The sequence below is a fragment of the Sphingomonas mali NBRC 15500 genome (genome assembly GCF_001598415.1).
GTDB lineage: Bacteria > Pseudomonadota > Alphaproteobacteria > Sphingomonadales > Sphingomonadaceae > Sphingomonas > Sphingomonas mali.
Window position 1 is genome coordinate 35,686 of record NZ_BCYX01000006.1, and the last position, 15,493, is coordinate 51,178.

13 protein-coding genes are annotated in these 15,493 nt (G+C 64.4%); 9 read left to right on the forward strand and 4 right to left on the reverse strand.

Annotation, left to right across the window (positions count from 1 at the left end; genetic code table 11):
- Positions 1 to 64 precede the first annotated feature (64 nt).
- The 4 genes from SMA01S_RS06945 to SMA01S_RS06960 all read left to right on the forward strand — a co-directional run bounded on the left by SMA01S_RS06945 (position 65) and on the right by SMA01S_RS06960 (position 5,774).
- On the forward strand, positions 65 to 2,080 hold the full coding sequence (locus SMA01S_RS06945; protein WP_066819720.1) for a M13 family metallopeptidase: 2,016 nt from the start codon (positions 65 to 67) through the stop codon (positions 2,078 to 2,080).
- A 155-nt stretch (positions 2,081 to 2,235) separates the two neighbouring features.
- The gene (locus tag SMA01S_RS06950) at positions 2,236 to 2,826 is read left to right on the forward strand and encodes an LptA/OstA family protein (RefSeq protein ID WP_066819727.1); all 591 of its coding nucleotides are present in this window, start codon (positions 2,236 to 2,238) and stop codon (positions 2,824 to 2,826) included.
- 91 nt (positions 2,827 to 2,917) lie between these two features.
- Positions 2,918 to 5,320 (forward strand): hybrid sensor histidine kinase/response regulator, encoded by a 2,403-nt coding sequence (locus SMA01S_RS06955; RefSeq protein ID WP_066819729.1) that lies wholly within the window; start codon positions 2,918 to 2,920, stop codon positions 5,318 to 5,320.
- Between the two features lie 109 nt (positions 5,321 to 5,429).
- Positions 5,430 to 5,774, forward strand: coding sequence for a response regulator (locus SMA01S_RS06960; protein ID WP_066819731.1), 345 nt, complete (start codon positions 5,430 to 5,432; stop codon positions 5,772 to 5,774).
- Between the two features lie 34 nt (positions 5,775 to 5,808).
- Here the strand turns inward: SMA01S_RS06960 and SMA01S_RS06965 are convergent, their stop codons facing one another.
- Positions 5,809 to 6,324 carry a phosphoribosyltransferase gene (locus SMA01S_RS06965; RefSeq protein ID WP_066819732.1) on the reverse strand — a complete coding sequence of 172 codons (516 nt, stop codon included), beginning with the start codon at positions 6,322 to 6,324 and terminating at the stop codon, positions 5,809 to 5,811.
- Entirely contained in the window at positions 6,324 to 7,343 is a 1,020-nt protein-coding gene (locus SMA01S_RS06970; protein WP_066819945.1) for an adenosine deaminase, read from the reverse strand. The genes SMA01S_RS06965 and SMA01S_RS06970 overlap by 1 nt, the downstream gene beginning before the upstream one ends.
- A gap of 171 nt (positions 7,344 to 7,514) precedes the next feature.
- On the opposite strand from SMA01S_RS06970, the gene recA reads away from it, so the two are divergent.
- The 3 genes from recA (at position 7,515) to SMA01S_RS06985 (ending at position 10,325) form a co-directional block, all read left to right on the forward strand.
- Positions 7,515 to 8,594, forward strand: coding sequence for a recombinase RecA (recA, locus tag SMA01S_RS06975; protein WP_066819734.1), 1,080 nt, complete (start codon positions 7,515 to 7,517; stop codon positions 8,592 to 8,594).
- Between the two features lie 252 nt (positions 8,595 to 8,846).
- Positions 8,847 to 9,665 carry a class I SAM-dependent methyltransferase gene (locus tag SMA01S_RS06980; RefSeq protein ID WP_066819736.1) on the forward strand — a complete coding sequence of 273 codons (819 nt, stop codon included), beginning with the start codon at positions 8,847 to 8,849 and terminating at the stop codon, positions 9,663 to 9,665.
- A 33-nt stretch (positions 9,666 to 9,698) separates the two neighbouring features.
- The gene (locus SMA01S_RS06985) at positions 9,699 to 10,325 is read left to right on the forward strand and encodes a glutathione S-transferase family protein (protein ID WP_066819738.1); all 627 of its coding nucleotides are present in this window, start codon (positions 9,699 to 9,701) and stop codon (positions 10,323 to 10,325) included.
- 153 nt (positions 10,326 to 10,478) lie between these two features.
- On the opposite strand, the gene SMA01S_RS06990 is transcribed toward SMA01S_RS06985, so the two are convergent.
- The gene (locus SMA01S_RS06990) at positions 10,479 to 11,786 is read right to left on the reverse strand and encodes a dicarboxylate/amino acid:cation symporter (protein WP_066819740.1); all 1,308 of its coding nucleotides are present in this window, start codon (positions 11,784 to 11,786) and stop codon (positions 10,479 to 10,481) included.
- 75 nt (positions 11,787 to 11,861) lie between these two features.
- Between SMA01S_RS06990 and SMA01S_RS06995 the strand changes: the two genes are divergently transcribed.
- Together SMA01S_RS06995 and SMA01S_RS07000 are read left to right on the forward strand one after the other, a co-directional pair.
- Positions 11,862 to 13,127 carry a M24 family metallopeptidase gene (locus SMA01S_RS06995; protein WP_066819746.1) on the forward strand — a complete coding sequence of 422 codons (1,266 nt, stop codon included), beginning with the start codon at positions 11,862 to 11,864 and terminating at the stop codon, positions 13,125 to 13,127.
- Between the two features lie 7 nt (positions 13,128 to 13,134).
- Positions 13,135 to 13,674, forward strand: coding sequence for a site-2 protease family protein (locus tag SMA01S_RS07000; protein WP_066819748.1), 540 nt, complete (start codon positions 13,135 to 13,137; stop codon positions 13,672 to 13,674).
- A 21-nt stretch (positions 13,675 to 13,695) separates the two neighbouring features.
- Here SMA01S_RS07000 and SMA01S_RS07005 read toward each other — a convergent pair whose 3' ends face one another.
- On the reverse strand, positions 13,696 to 15,372 hold the full coding sequence (locus SMA01S_RS07005; protein ID WP_066819750.1) for a hypothetical protein: 1,677 nt from the start codon (positions 15,370 to 15,372) through the stop codon (positions 13,696 to 13,698).
- Positions 15,373 to 15,493 lie beyond the last annotated feature (121 nt).

Consider the following 15,493-nt stretch of genomic DNA (forward strand, 5'->3'; position numbering starts at 1 on the left):
ACATGACGGCTCCGGCTTGCCACGCGAGCGTCCGCTCCTCCACTTCGGAAAGGACTCTCCCCACATGAAACCCTTCGCGTTCGCACTTCTTGCGGCGACGGCGCTCGGCGCCGCGGCGTTCACCCAGCAGACCGTGGCCGCGTCGTCGGCCAAGCCGACCTTCGGCACGTTCGGCATGGACGAAGCGGGCATGGACAAGTCGGTCGCGCCGGGCGACAGTTTCTACAATTACGCCAACGGCACCTGGGCGAAGAACACCCCGATCCCGTCCGACAAGTCGAATTACGGCGCGTTCAATCTGCTCGCCGACTTGTCCGAATCGCGGACCAAGGGCATCCTCGAGAAAGCCGCTACGGACCCCAATTCGAAGATCGGCACTGCCTATGCGACTTTTCTCGACACCGGGTCGATCGAGGCGAAGGGGCTGACGCCAATCAAGCCGTGGCTCGATCGCATCAAGTCGACCGACAAGTCTGGCTATGCGGCATTGCTGGCCGAAGCCGCGATGGGCGGGGTTGGTGGACCGTTCAGCGCCGGCGTCGGACAGGACGACAAGGCGCCCGAAACCTATATCCTGGGCTTGCGTCAGGGCGGGTTGGGATTGCCCGACCGCGATTATTACAGCGACCCCAAATTCGCCGACGCCAAGGCGGGATATCAGACGCACATCGCCAAGATGCTGACCCTGGCCGGTGAAGCGAATGCAGATGCCCGCGCCAAGGCGATCGTCGATCTGGAAACGCAGATCGCCGCGGTCAGCTGGTCGCGGATCGACAGCCGCGACGCCAACAAGCGCTACAACAAGATGTCGGTTGCCGACCTCCAGGCCAAGGCGCCTGGCTTCGACTTCCCGACCTATCTCAAGGGGATCGGCGCGCCGGTCGACACGTTGCTGGTGGCACAACCCTCGGCGATCACCGGAATCGTCAAGCTGGTGGTCGACGCGCCGATGACGGTGCTGCAGGATCAGCTGGTCGTGCGCAGCCTCGACAATTATGCCGACGTGCTGCCCAAGGCGTTCGACGACGAGAATTTCAACTTCTACGGCAAGACGCTGTCGGGCACGCCCGAGCAGCAGGCGCGCTGGAAGCGCGGGGTGGAATTCACCACCGGCGCGCTCGAGGACGACGTCTCGAAATTGTACGTCCAGCAATATTTCCCGCCCGCGACCAAGGCGGCGGCCGACCAGCTGGTCAAGAACATCATCGCCGCGATGAACGCGCGGATCGACAAGCTCGACTGGATGTCGGCCGAGACCAAGGTCAAGGCGCATGCCAAGCTGGCCGCCTTCCGTCCGAAGATCGGCTATCCGTCGCAATGGCACGATTACGGCACGCTCAAGATCGTGAAGGGCGATGCGTTCGGCAACGAATGGCGTGCCAACGAATGGGGCCGCAAGGACAATATCGCGCATCTCGGCAAGCCGTTGCAGCGCTGGGAATGGGGCATGACCCCGATGGAAGTGAACGCTTATGCCAATTTCGGCATGGTCGAGATCGTCTTCCCCGCCGCGATCCTGCAGCCGCCCTTCTTCGACCCCAATGCCGACCCGGCGATCAATTACGGCGGGATCGGCGCGGTGATCGGGCACGAAATGAGCCACCATTTCGACGATCAGGGCGCCAAATATGACAAGAGCGGGCAACTCACCGACTGGTGGACTCCCGCCGACGTCGCCGCGTTCAAGACGCGCACCGACGCGTTGGTCGCGCAGTACGACAAATACGAGCCGCTGCCGGGCCAGCATGTCCAGGGCAAGCTGACCCTGGGCGAGAATGTTGCCGATCTCGCCGGCCTTACCGTCGCCTATGACGCTTATCATAAGGCGCTCGGCGGCAAGACCGCGCCGGTAATCAACGGCTATTCGGGCGACGAGCGCTTCTATCTCGGCTGGGCGCAGGTGTGGCGCCGCAGCTATCGCGAGCCCGAATTGCTCAAGCGCCTGCGCACCGATCCGCATGCGCCGTCGGAAGCGCGCGCCAGCATCGTCCGCAACATGGACCCGTGGTACGCCGCGTTCAAAGTCCAGCCCGGCCAGAAATTGTACCTCGCTCCGACCGATCGCGTCCGCATCTGGTAAGCTGCCAGCTATGATGATCGACGACGACGCCGATGGGACTTCCCGTCGGCGTCGTTCGTTTCATCAGCGGGGGTTCATCGGCCGTCGGGCAATGCTGTTCTTTTGGCGCGGTTCGGCGCTTTCAACCCGCGAAACCTTGTTGTAGGCAAAAATTCATGGCTCATCGGCGTACCACGTTCATCCTTCTCGCTTGCGCAGCGACGTTGCTCGGCGCGCGCGTTTCGGCGTTCCAGTCGGGCGGGAACGAAACGCTGAGCGTCGATGCCGACCATATCGAGATTCAGGACAAGACGCAGCGCGCGCTGTTCCAGGGCAAGGTGCGCGCGCGCCAGGGCGCGATGACCGTGACGTCGGACCGCGCCGAGGTGCTCTATACGTCGAGCATCGTCGATTCGGGCGGTGCGCCCCCGGAAATTTCGCAGATCCGCGCGTCCGGCAATGTCGTCGTGACGCGCCCCGACGAGAATGCGTCGGGCTCGTACGCCATTTACGACCTCAACAAGCGCACGATCACGATGATCGGCAATGTCGTGCTCCACCGCGGCGCCAATGTGGTGCGCGGCGGCCGGTTGCTCATCAACCTCAACAACAACGCCGCGTCGCTCGACTCCGGCGGCAAGATCGGCACGAGCAAATCGGGCGGACGGGTGACCGGCGTTTTCTCGGTCCCAAAGCGGAATGCCGACACCAGTCCGGCGACGCCGAGCGCTCCCAACACCAAGCCGAACACCCCCACCACCAAATAGCGAGCGGCCGATGCGGTCGGGCGGCGCGGGTTCACGTCGGGGATTTCCCGACGATGCTTGACCTGCCTAGCCACCGCGCCACAAGGGGCTGATGGCTTCCCGACCCGTTCCGAACGATGTACGCGCGCCCGGTCAGCGCCAGGCTCTGATCGTCGCGGCGGCGTGCGGCGCGGGGGCGGCGCTGATCGCGCTGCTGATCCTCCACAATTTTGCCATCGCCGGCGGATTCGCCGCCGCCATGCTGCTGCTGGTCGGCGCCGTTCTCGTCTGGTCGCGGTTCGCGCCGGCGGCATCGGACACGCCGGGCGAAACCGACTGGAGCGTGGCGCGCGCGCTGGCGGCGGCAAGCGACGATGCGATCGCCGTAACCGACCGGGCAGGGCGGCTGATCTGCGCCAACGAGCGCTATCGCGCGCGTTTTGGCGGTTATCCGACACCGCCCGGTCTGCCGCTCGACGACAATGGCCCCGGCGAACTGGCGGCGGCGGGGCGGATCGCGTGGCGCGACGGGTCGGCCGAACTCGATCGCATCACGACCCGCGGCGCGCCGCTTGCGGTGGCGATCGAGCGCGCCGGCGAGAGCGAGGACATGCTGGTCTGGCGCTTCCATGAGGCGCAGGGGCTCGATCTCGCGACCAATGTGCAGTCCATCATCGCCGGACCGACCGGCGACCGGCTGGCCGCGGCCGGTATCATGGCGGCGCTGATCGCGCCCGAGGGCCGCCTGCTCGCCGCCAATCGCGTGTTGCGCGAACGCGCGATGGGGCATGAGGAAAGCGTGGTGGTCGGCCGCGACTTTGCCCGCTTCCTGATCGCCGACGACAAAGGGCAGGTGCGGTTCGAGCGAGAAGGTCCGCGCGGCGCGCCGCTCCGCATCCTGCAGATCCCATTCCTCGACGGAGAGGACGCGCCGATCCTGGTCGTCCTTCTCGACGAGGAAGAACATGGTCAGCCCGCGATCGGCGGATCGGCGGCGGCGCATGTCAAAAGCCTGATCTCGTTGCTCCCCGTCGGGCTCGCCTTGGTCGATCGCGACGGCCGGTTCGTCCAGATGAACGACCCGTTCGTCCGCGCGGCGCAGGTCGATCAGGGACAGCCGCCGCTGTATCCCGGCGACCTGGTGGTGCGCGAGGACAAGGCGGCGGTTGCCGATGCGATCCGCCGTTTCGCCAATGGCGCGACTCATTCGATGGACATGGCCATCCGCCTGAAGGACCATCCCGACGAACCGGTGGCGCTGACTATTGCCGGCGCGCGCGGGCTGGGCGACGCCGCGGTGTTGCTGAGCCTCAAGGACAATGGCGAAGAGACTCGCCTCAAGCGCGAAGTCGCGCAGGCGACCAAGATGCAGGCGGTCGGCCAGCTCGCCGGCGGTGTCGCGCATGATTTCAACAACATCCTGACCGCGATCATCGGCCATTGCGACCTGATGCTGATGCGCCACTCGCCCGGCGACAGCGACTATGACGACATCCAGCAGATCAAGGCGAACTCCAACCGCGCCGCCAGCCTGACGCGCCAATTGCTCGCTTTCTCCCGCCAGCAGACGTTGCGGCCGCAAGTACTCCAGCTGCCCGATGTGATCTCCGAAGTATCGCAATTGCTCAAGCGCCTGCTCGGCGAGACGGTGAAGCTCGAGGTGCGGCATGGCCGCAACCTGGGCGCGGTGCGCGCCGACCCGGGGCAGCTGGAGCAGGTCGTAGTCAATCTGGCGGTCAATGCGCGCGATGCGATGCTGTCCAAGGACCCAAATGGCGGCGGGACGCTCACGATCACCTCGCGCGCGGTCAGCGCGGCGGAGGTTCGCAAGATGGGATCCGATATCCTGCCGATCGCCGATTATTCGGCGCTGGAAATAAGCGATACCGGCACCGGCATTCCGCCCGAAATCCTCGGCAAGATCTTCGAACCCTTCTTCACCACCAAGGAGGTCGGCAAGGGAACGGGGCTTGGCCTGTCGACCGTCTATGGCATCGTCAAGCAATCGGGCGGCTATATCTTCGCCGATTCCAAGCCGGGGCAGGGCTCGACCTTCTCGATCTATTTCCCCGTCCACGCGGCCGAGGCACCCAAGGTCGCCAAGGTCACCGTCAAGGAAAAGCCGGTCGACCTTTGGGGGACCGGGCTGATCCTGCTGGTCGAGGATGAAGATATGGTCCGCGCGGTCGCCGAGCGCGCGCTGACGCGCCAGGGCTATACCGTGCTAACTGCGGAAAATGGCGAAGCGGCGCTCGAATTGCTGGCGCGGGGCGAAAAGCCCGATCTGCTCATTTCCGATGTGGTGATGCCGTCGATGGACGGCCCGACGATGGTGCGCCACGCCCGCGAACGCTATCCCGATCTGCCGATCCTGTTCATGTCGGGCTATGCCGAGGAACAGCTGCGGAAATCGATCGATCTCGATAACGTGGCGTTCCTGCCCAAACCCTTTTCCGTGCAGCAGCTCGCCGAAGCGGCGCGCGACATGCTGGCGGCGCCCGCGGTGGACCAATGATCAAGCGTAACGCGAAGAATCGGAATCATCGCGCGGGATCGGCATACGAATTGTTTCGCTACGGTATGCGGGGCATGGCGTCCGGCAACGCCGGAGTCTAAGGCGAGTCATGTCGTCGCCGCATCGCATCCTAATCGTCGAGGACGAACCCCTCATCGCCATGATGCTCGAGGATTTTCTTGAGGCATTGGACAAGACGCACGTCGCGACCTGCGACAGCGTAGCGTCCGCGCTCGCGGTGATCGATGACGAACAGCTCGATGCCGCGATTCTGGACGTCAATCTGTCGGGCGGTGAGAAAAGCTGGCCGGTTGCCGACGCGCTGGCGGGCCGCAACATTCCCTTCGTGCTGTCGACCGGTGGCGGGGATGACACGCCGGCGCACGCCGACCGCCCGCGATTGGTGAAGCCCTATACGATGGAAAACGTCGCCAAGGCGCTTGCCGAACTCTGAGCACGGTTGCCGGCTCCCGATCGATAGTCGCTGATCAAGCGATCCGGTCGGGCACTTCCGCGGCATCGGCGTCGAGCGACGCTTGCGGAGCCACCGCTTCCCAGGGGAAGACGAACCAGTCCTTGCGCTCGTCGCGATCGATCACCTCGGCGCGATAGTCGACCTGTTCGCGCGAGCGTTTATTGTCGAGCAAGGTGGCGAAGCGGACGTGGTCGCGCGCCGCGCCCGCCGTCGCTAGTGCGGCGCGCAGCTTGCCGATCGTCGCGCCTGAATCGTTGATGTCGTCGACGAACAGCAGTCGCTCGCCGTCGCGCGTCCGCGCCGCCAGTTTGATCAGCGGCGCGTCGGAAAAATCCTCGACGCGCGACGAATGGTCGACCGACAGCATCGGCAAGCCCGTCGCGTGGCTGAGATAGACTGCCGGCGCCAGTCCGCCGCGGCCAATCCCGATGATGAAGCTGGGGAGCCATCCGCTGTCGGCGATCTCGGCGGCGAGCATCTTCACTTGCGCCTCGAACGCGTCATGCGGGATCGGGGTGAAGATGGGCATCAGCCGTGCTCCGCTACATAGGCATCGAGCGCCGCGGTATGGCGGGCGACATCGTCATCGCTCAGGAATGATCCCAGGAAGGAATTGCGTGCCAAGGTGACCAACTCGTGCTTGCCAAGCCCGCGCGCCGCTGCTGCCTGGCGGTAATTCTCCCCGATATAGCCGCCGAAATAGGCTGGATCGTCCGAATTGATCGTCGCACGCAGCCCGAGATCGAGCATCCGGTCGATCGGATGGGCCTCCATCGAGGCGACGTTGCACAATTTGACATTGGATAGCGGGCAAACGGTCAACGTCATCCCGGTGCGCGCCAGCCGCGTGGTCAACACCGGATCCTCCAGGCTGCGATTGCCATGGTCGAGCCGGTCGATCGCGAGCAGGTCGAGCGCCTGAAGGACATAGTCGGGCGGCCCTTCCTCGCCGGCATGAGCGACAAGCTTCAGTCCTTTTTCACGCGCCGCCGCGAAGACCCGAGCGAATTTTTCGGGCGGATGACCGACTTCCGACGAATCCAGCCCGACGCCGGCGATGCGATCGAGCCATGGCTCGGCCTGGGCAAGCGTCTCGAACGCCGCTTCCTCGCTGAGGTGCCGCAGGAAGCAGAGGATCAGCTTAGACGTCAGGCCATGCCTGGCCTCGGCCTCCGCCATTCCCGCGAGCAATCCCTTGATCACGGTCTCGAAGGCGATGCCACGATCGGTGTGCGTCTGGGGATCGAAGAAGATTTCGGCATGAACCACGCCGTCCGCCGCGGCGCGATCGAAATAAGCGAGCGCGAGGTCGCGAAAATCCGCTTCGGTGCGGAGCACGTTGGCGCCGGCATAATAGATGTCGAGAAAATCCTGCAGGTTGGAAAACCTGTAGGCCGCGCGCACTTCCTCGATCGACTTGAACGGAATCTCGATCCGGTTGCGCTCCGCCAGCGCGAACATCAGCTCGGGCTCCAGGCTGCCTTCTATGTGAAGGTGGAGCTCGGCCTTGGGCAGGCCGGCGATAAAGGCGTCGAGGTCGCTTTGCATGGGCCAAACCATGAAGCGGGGCAGGGTCCCGGGCAAGAAATATCGGGAAAGCGCCGTTTCGGTGCGAAAAAAGTTCATGTTCCGCTATTGTTCCATGAGAACAAATGCGATACATGCTCTCCAACACGATTGAACGCCGGTGCTAACCCGGCTAGCGCGGAGGCCTTCTCAATGGCAGCTTCTCTGAAAGTTATCGACGGCATGGCATCGCAAAATACCGACCGGCAAAAAGCACTCGAAGCTGCTCTGGCTCAGATCGATCGAGCGTTCGGCAAGGGCTCGGCGATGCGGCTGGGGTCGAAAGAGGCCATGCAGGTCGAATCGATCTCGACCGGCAGCCTTGGTCTCGACATCGCGCTCGGTGTCGGCGGCCTGCCGCGCGGCCGGGTGATCGAGGTGTACGGGCCGGAAAGCTCGGGCAAGACCACGCTCGCGCTCCACGTCATTGCCGAAGCCCAGCGCGGCGGCGGTACGGCGGCGTTCGTCGACGCCGAACACGCGCTCGATCCGGTCTATGCCAAGAAACTGGGCGTCAATATCGACGAACTGATCGTGTCGCAGCCTGATACCGGCGAGCAGGCGCTCGAAATCGTCGATACGCTGGTGCGGTCGAACGCGATCGACGTGCTGGTGGTCGACTCGGTCGCCGCTTTGGTACCGCGCGCCGAAATCGAGGGTGAGATGGGCGACAGCCATGTCGGCCTGCAGGCCCGCTTGATGTCGCAATCGCTGCGCAAACTGACCGGATCGATCAGCCGCTCGCGCTGCATGGTGATCTTCATCAATCAGCTGCGCATGAAGATCGGCGTGATGTACGGCAATCCCGAGACGACGACGGGCGGCAACGCGCTCAAATTCTACGCGTCGGTCCGCCTCGACATCCGCCGTACCGGCCAGATCAAGGATCGCGACGATATCGTCGGCAACACCACCCGGGTGAAGGTCGTCAAGAACAAGGTCGCGCCGCCGTTCAAGCAGGTCGAATTCGACATCATGTATGGCGAGGGCATTTCCAAGATCGGCGAGATCCTCGATCTCGGCGTCAAGGCCGGCCTGGTCGAGAAGTCGGGTGCCTGGTTCAGCTACGACTCGATCCGCATCGGCCAGGGTCGCGAGAACTCCAAGAATTATCTCAAGGAGAATCCCGACGTCGCCGAGCGGCTCGAACGCGCCATCCGCAGCCGTACTGCCGAGGTTGCCGAAGAGATGATGGTAGGCGGCCTGGACGACGGCGCCGACGACGACCTCTGACCCCTTTTTTCGAGGCGGTGCGAAAAATTTTGTTGCGATGCAACCAATCCGCATTCGCCTCGTTACCGGCACAACCCCAGCGGCGATCCCCCCTCCGCCGCAACTCCCGGAAAGGCCCGCCCGCGTCGGCGGGCCTTTCATATTTCGGGGATCCGCTTGCCGATAATGTTGGGCTCGCGATCTCCGAGGTGCATAGAACGCCGCCGATGATCGATCGCGTCGCTAGGCTGAGATCAAAAACGGGAGGGTCGAATGACATTGGCATATGACTGGGCGGGACGCGTCGGGGACACCTGGGCGGACGAATGGCGTCGCACCGATTTGAGCTTCGCCAATTTGTCGCCCCATCTAAATGCAGCGATCCTCGACGTCGCGCCGGAGACCGGTACCGCGGTCGATATTGGCTGCGGTGCGGGCGGCACGGCGATCGCGCTGGCGGCTGCTCGCCCCGCTCTAAGAGTGATCGGAATCGATCTTTCCCGAAATCTTGTCGAGACCGCGCGAGGGCGGGGCGCCGCTTATCCCAACCTCCGCTTCGAAGTCGGAGACGCAAGCGAGTTGGGTGGCATCACTGCCGACCTTCTGTTTTCGCGCCATGGCGTCATGTTCTTCGCTGATCCCGTCGCCGCTTTCACCAGATTACGGCACGGGGCGACGAGCGACGCGCATTTTGTCTTCTCCTGCTTTCGCGACGTCACGCTCAATCCATGGGCGATCGAGACGGGGAGCGCGGTGACCGGTGCGGCGCTGCAAAAGCCGGGGACATCGCCGGGGCCTTTCGCCTTCGCGGACGCCGATCATGTTCGCGCCATTCTGCAAGCGAGCGGCTGGACGGGCGATGCACAGCCGGTCGACTATTCCTATCGGGCGGGCGAGGGGGAGCACGCGGTCGACGAAGCGCTCGCCTTCTTCAGCCGAATCGGGCCTGCCGCGGCGCAGCTTCGTGAGCTGGATAGCGCGGCTCGGGAAGCCGGTCGCGAGCGGTTGCGCGGCGTTCTGGCGGCTCGCCTCCGCAACGATATTGTGGATTTTCCGGCCTCGGCATGGATATGGTCGTGCCGGCCCGCCTGAGAATTTCATAAAACGAGCCGGGGGAGGAACGCCATGACGCTGATCGTCCATCACCTCAACAATTCGCGGTCGCAGCGCATCCTGTGGATGCTCGAAGAGCTCGGGCTGCCATACGAGATCAAATATTATCAGCGCGATGCTAAGACGATGCTGGCGCCACCCGCGTTGCGCAAGGTCCACCCACTCGGCAAATCGCCGGTGCTCGAGGATGACGGCCGGATGATCGTCGAGACCGGGGCGATCTGCGAATATCTGGTCGAGAAAGGTGACGGCAGGCTGGGGCCGCCCGCGCATCGCGACGATGTGCTGCGCTATCGCCAATTTCTCCACTACGCCGAAGGGTCGTTGATGCCGCCGTTGCTGGTGATGCTCGTGGTCAACCGCATCCCGCTGATGGGCAAGACCGCGGCCAAGCGCATCCAGCCGATGATCGACGTCCACCTCGATTATGTCGAAAGCGAACTGTCCCAGCGCCCCTGGTTCGCCGGCGACGAGATGACGGCCGCGGACATCATGATGAGCTTCCCGCTCGAAGCGGCACGCAGCCGCGCCGGACTTGGCGCGTCGCGTCCGGCGACGATTGCCTGGCTCGACAAGGTGCATGCACGTCCGGCCTATCAAGTGGCACTCGAAAAGGGCGGGCCCTACGCTTACGCCTAAGCGATCCAGTCCTATAGATTTGGTCTGATCGGACGCTTCCCCGGCGAAGGCCGGGGCCCAGTTTCGCGCACGTCGAGAAGGTATCCTGCCGTCGATAGTCCGTCGCGACTGGGCCCCGGCCTTCGCCGGGAAGGCGTTCAGCTAGATGAGCCGCTAACGCTCGCCGCTCAGTCCATGGCTGGGCGCGTGCGGCGGCTCGATTTCGGGGGGCGCCTCCGCGCCCAACGCGCCTTCCCAGCGCGCCACTACGCTCGCAGCGACCGCATTGCCGACGACGTTGGTCGCGGAGCGTCCCATGTCGAGGAAATGGTCGACCGCCAGCACCAGCAATATCCCCGCTTCGGGCAGTTTGAACTGGCTTAGCGTCGCGGCAATCACCACCAAGCTGGCGCGCGGAACGCCGGCGATACCTTTCGACGTGATCATCAGCGTCAGCAGCATCGCGATTTGCGTGCCGAGGTCGAGATGGATGCCATAGGCCTGGGCGATGAACAGCGACGCGAAGGTCATATACATCATCGAGCCGTCGAGATTGAACGAATAGCCCAGCGGCAGCACGAAGCTGGAAATCCGCGACTGCACGCCGAACCGGTCGAGCGCCTCGAGCGTTCTCGGGAACGCGGCTTCCGACGAGGCAGCGGAAAAGGCGACCAGCACGGGCTCGCGAACATAGCGGAACAGGGTCAACGCCCGGCGTCCGACGAAGAGATAGGCCAATAGGCCGAGCAGCAGCCATAGCAGAGCCAGGCCGATGTAAACGCACAGCATGAAATAGCCGAGCTTGCCGATCACTTCCGGACCGCGCTCGACCAGGGCGTTGGCCACCGCCGCGAACACCGCGACGGGCGCGAACCGCATCACGTAATCGGTGATCTGCAGCATGACCTTGGTCAGCGCTTCGGCCGCCTTGATCAGCGGCGCGGCGCGCTCGCCGACGGCGGTGATCGCGACGCCGAAGAATACCGAGAAAATGACGATCTGAAGGATGTCGTTCTGCGCCATCGAATCGATGATCGAGCTTGGGAAGATGTGGCCGATGATCTGGATCGGATCGAACTTGCTCTTGTCGATATCGGTGGCGGCGTTGATCGCCGGCAAGGGCATGTTGAGCCCGGCGCCCGGCTGCAGGATATGGACGAGGATCAGGCCAAGGGTGAGCGACAACAGGCTGGCGCAGACGAACCAGCCGAGCGATTTCAATCCCACACGGCCAAGCGCCCCGGTGTCGCCCATATGCGCGATCCCGACCACCAGGGTGCCGAACACCAACGGTGCGATGATCATCTTGATCAGCTTGAGGAAGATCGTGGTGATCAGGCCCAGCCATTTGGCGATGGTCGCCAGCGTGGCTGCCTGATCGGGCGTCGGATTGCCGCCCCCGAGGGCGGCGTTCGTGACCCAGCCCACGATCAAGCCAAGCACCAAGGCGATCAGGATGTAGGTCGTCAGGCGCTTGGCCAAAATTACTCTCCCCATTTTGGTGACGCAGGGAAAGGGGATTGCGGCGCCGCGGTCAAGAACCCTATCGTCCTGAACATGCACGATCCCCGCTTTTTACCGGGCCGCCGAGCGGTCCTGGCCGCCGCTGCCGCCGCCCCCTTGTTGGTTTCCGGCGCTGCGCGAGCAGCCGAGGCCGATCTTGCCGATTTGCAGGACATGACGACCGGCGTGGTGCCGATCGGCGCGGACGAACGCCGACGGCGGCTCGATCGCGCCCAGGCGCTGATGAAGCAGCACGGTCTCGGCGCGGTGCTGATCGAACCTGGCTCGTCCTTGCTCTATTTCACCGGCGTTCGCTGGGGACGCAGCGAACGCGCCTTGCTCGCCGTGCTGCCGGTCGAGGGCGAGCCGTGCATCGTCTCGCCTTATTTCGAGGAACCGCGGATGCGCGAGACGCTCGCCATCCCGGCCGAGGTGCGCGTGTGGCAGGAAGACGAAGATCCGCTCAAGGTCGTCGCCGGCTTTCTCAAGGACCGCAAGCTCGCGGCGCACGCGGTGGGAATCGAGGAAACGGTCCGCTTCTTCATCCCCGACATGCTCGCGCACGCTATGCCCGGTGCGAAAATCGTGTCGGCCAATCCGGTCGTACGCGGCTGCCGGATGATCAAGACGCCGGCCGAACTCGCCCTGATGCAGCTCGCCACCGACGTGACGATCGCTGCCTATCGCTGGACCTACAAGCGAGTCGAGAAGGGCATGACCGGACGCGATATCGGCGCGATCATGGACGCGGCGACGCGCAAATTGGGTGGCAGTCCCGAATTCAGCCTGGTGCTGATCGGCGAAGCCGCGGCTTATCCCCACGGCACCCAGGCGGTGCACAAGGTGGCTGATGGCGAAATCGTGCTGATGGACTGCGGCTGCACCGTACAGGGCTATCAGTCCGACGTATCGCGAACCTTCGTCTACGGCGCCGCCAGCAAGGATCAGCGCATGGTCTGGGACCAAGTGCATCAGGGGCAGCAAACCGCACTCGCCGCAGCAAAACTTGGCGTTCCGGCGGGCAGCGTCGATGAGGCGATCCGCAAACTCTACGAGAGCTTCGGCTACGGCCCCGGCTACAAGCTTCCGGGGTGTTCGCACCGCACGGGACACGGCATCGGACTCGACGGACACGAACCGGTCAATCTGGTCCGCGGCGAAACGACCCGATTGGCGCCAGGCATGTGCTTTTCCAACGAACCCGGCATCTACATCCCGGGCAAGTTCGGCGTGCGGCTGGAGGATTGCTTCCACATGACCGAGGCCGGGCCGAAATGGTTCAGCGAGCCGCCGTCCTCGATCGACGCGCCGTTCCGGTAGTGACGTGATGCGCATCGTCGCCTGGGTCGTTCTGGCGCTTACGAGCATGGCGGCAATGGGCGCGATGGAGGCGCATCGCTGGCAACTCGGCGGGGTGGGCGCTGGGCTCTTCATCCTCGCTTTGGTCTTCATCGCCGTGCTGATTCACGAGCTTGCCCATGCCGTCGCGGCAGCCGCAATGGGCGCGCGGGTCAGCCGAATCGTCGTCGTGCCGTTCGAATACACGCTCCGGCCGCGCAAGCTCGGGTTCCTCAAGCATCGGATGCGCGGCGATCTCGGCGGCTATGTCAGCTACACGCTCGACCGTATCGAAGCTCGCCGACGGCATGCGATCGTCGCCGTCGCCGGACCGCTCGCCAACATCGCGACCGGGATGGCCGCTGCCGGGATTCCGTCGCTCGACAAATCGCGCGATCTTTCCGCCGCGTCCGCCGTCGCGACGGCCTTCGCGATCCTGTCTGTCGGCATGGGGCTGGCCAACCTTCTTCCGTTCGACGGCAGTGATGGCACGCGATTATTGCGCTATTTCCGACCGGTGAGGCGCTAGTCAGACGGGCTAATAGTACGCTTAGGCAAGCGCGGGCGTCAGGTCCGCCTTATCGCCACGCCAGCCCCGTGCAGCAGCCGCGCGATCGGCGGCCGCTGCATCCTTCATCCCCAGCGCTTCTTCCGCATCAGCGCGGATCGACAGCGCGACCGGGTCGTTCGAGCGGCGCGCGAGAACGCGAGTCGCCTGCCGTATCGCCGCGCGCGGCTTTCCCTGCGCGAGCAAAGCAGCGGCATAGCTGCGACGCACTGGGTACCACCAGGCGGGCGGATCGCTCAGCGTCTTCATCAATGTCGCTTCGTCGAGCTTGGCGGCGGCGAGATAAGCGCGTGCGGCGACGTCCGGCCGCTTCTCGATCATCGCCGCGCGGCCATCGAGCACGAGTTGCGCGATCCGGACGAGTTGCCGCGATTGATTGGCAAGGTCGTCGGGCTTGGCAGGGAGCGGCGGCAGGCTGATTTTCGCGCGTTCGGCGCGCACCCCCGCGGCATTGCCCAGCCGCGCCTGCGCTTCGCCACGTGCGTAGAGCCAATATTGCCGAATATAGGGCTGTTTTACTCCCGGATCGGCCATCGCCAGCACCTTGGCCGGATCGGCGAAGCGACCTTCCGCGAAATAGCTGGTGCCGACTCCCATCTGGAAGAAGAGGTTGTTGGGATCGGGCAGGCTGGCGGTCGCCGCGATCAGCGGATCGCTGAGCGCCAGCGCCGCTTTACCGTCGCCCGAGATCAACGCTCCGCCAACCCCGTACTGCACGTTATGGCCGTGATAGGGCAGCATCCAGACCTGGCCGGGCTTGACCAGTCCCGCGATCCGCGCGTCGCTTTGGCCGAGGTCGACTGCGGTAACATTCACGTCGGCGGCGTCCTGATAGCGGCCGACCCAATAGAAGGTATGCGATGGCATGTGGATCAGATGGCTCGACGCCGGTGCCAGCCTGCCGAGCTTGTCGGCATAGGGTTCGGCACGCTTGGGAAAACCGCTCATCTCGGTTGCGTGGATGTAGAAGTGGATCGCCGGCGTATAGTCCGGATTGCGCTTGAGCACGCCCTCGAGCAGCGCGACCGCGCGCGGCAGATTGGCGGTACCGCTGGTCAGCGCGGTCGGGATCATCCAGGCGTCGGCCGCGATCGTCGCGATCTCGTCATCCTGGGGATAGCGCAGCGTGAGCGCGTCCATCGCCTTGGCGAAGGCGAGGTCGCCCGCGCCCTTGCCGCCGCCATTCACGTAGCGAAGCTTGAGCGCCGCGATCAGGTCGCGTTCGCGTTGCGGCGATTGCGGGGTCAGCAGCTTCTCCGCGGCCAGCACCTTGGCGAGCGCGCCATTCTGTTGCTCGGCGCCGATCGGGAAATTGATCGTCGGCCCGTCGCTCCACGCCGCGCCCCATTGGCACATGGCGCACTTGGCATCGAGCTTGGCCGCCTCGGCAAAGGCGGCGCTCGCGGCACCGTGCGCAAAAGCATGGGCGAGTTGCATGCCATTGTCGAAGAATGCCTGCGCGCGCGGATTGGCGGTCGTGATCGGGAAACCGCCGGCGCCGTATCCAGGGTAGAGCTGCGGCGTCGCGCCGACCGGCAAATCATCTCCGCAGATCGAGATGCTGGCGAGCAGGTCGGCGGCGCTCGGTCGCATTGTCGCTTCGCCGACAGATGCCGGGATCAGAGCGAGCAGCGGAAGGGCGAGGAGCGAGAGGCGCATCGGTCATTCCCCAATCGTGACGCCTGCGCATCATATCCCTGTTCGGTGTCGCACACCACCGGCTTGAGTAGCGCTCAACGCTCGCTGCAGGCCCACTCCCAGAACCGGCAACGGCCGTGAC

Excerpts from the sequence above, each read along its gene's own strand:
- SMA01S_RS06960 (WP_066819731.1), top strand. The coding sequence starts at position 5,430 with ATGTCGTCGCCGCATCGCATCCTAATCGTCGAGGACGAACCCCTCATC.
- recA (WP_066819734.1), top strand. The coding sequence starts at position 7,515 with ATGGCAGCTTCTCTGAAAGTTATCGACGGCATGGCATCGCAAAATACC.
- SMA01S_RS06995 (WP_066819746.1), top strand. The coding sequence starts at position 11,862 with ATGCACGATCCCCGCTTTTTACCGGGCCGCCGAGCGGTCCTGGCCGCC.
- SMA01S_RS07000 (WP_066819748.1), top strand. The coding sequence starts at position 13,135 with ATGCGCATCGTCGCCTGGGTCGTTCTGGCGCTTACGAGCATGGCGGCA.
- SMA01S_RS06985 (WP_066819738.1), top strand. The coding sequence starts at position 9,699 with ATGACGCTGATCGTCCATCACCTCAACAATTCGCGGTCGCAGCGCATC.
- SMA01S_RS06965 (WP_066819732.1), bottom strand. The coding sequence starts at position 6,324 with ATGCCCATCTTCACCCCGATCCCGCATGACGCGTTCGAGGCGCAAGTG.
- SMA01S_RS06955 (WP_066819729.1), top strand. The coding sequence starts at position 2,918 with ATGGCTTCCCGACCCGTTCCGAACGATGTACGCGCGCCCGGTCAGCGC.
- SMA01S_RS07005 (WP_066819750.1), bottom strand. The coding sequence starts at position 15,372 with ATGCGCCTCTCGCTCCTCGCCCTTCCGCTGCTCGCTCTGATCCCGGCA.
- SMA01S_RS06970 (WP_066819945.1), bottom strand. The coding sequence starts at position 7,343 with ATGCAAAGCGACCTCGACGCCTTTATCGCCGGCCTGCCCAAGGCCGAG.
- SMA01S_RS06950 (WP_066819727.1), top strand. The coding sequence starts at position 2,236 with ATGGCTCATCGGCGTACCACGTTCATCCTTCTCGCTTGCGCAGCGACG.
- SMA01S_RS06980 (WP_066819736.1), top strand. The coding sequence starts at position 8,847 with ATGACATTGGCATATGACTGGGCGGGACGCGTCGGGGACACCTGGGCG.
- SMA01S_RS06945 (WP_066819720.1), top strand. The coding sequence starts at position 65 with ATGAAACCCTTCGCGTTCGCACTTCTTGCGGCGACGGCGCTCGGCGCC.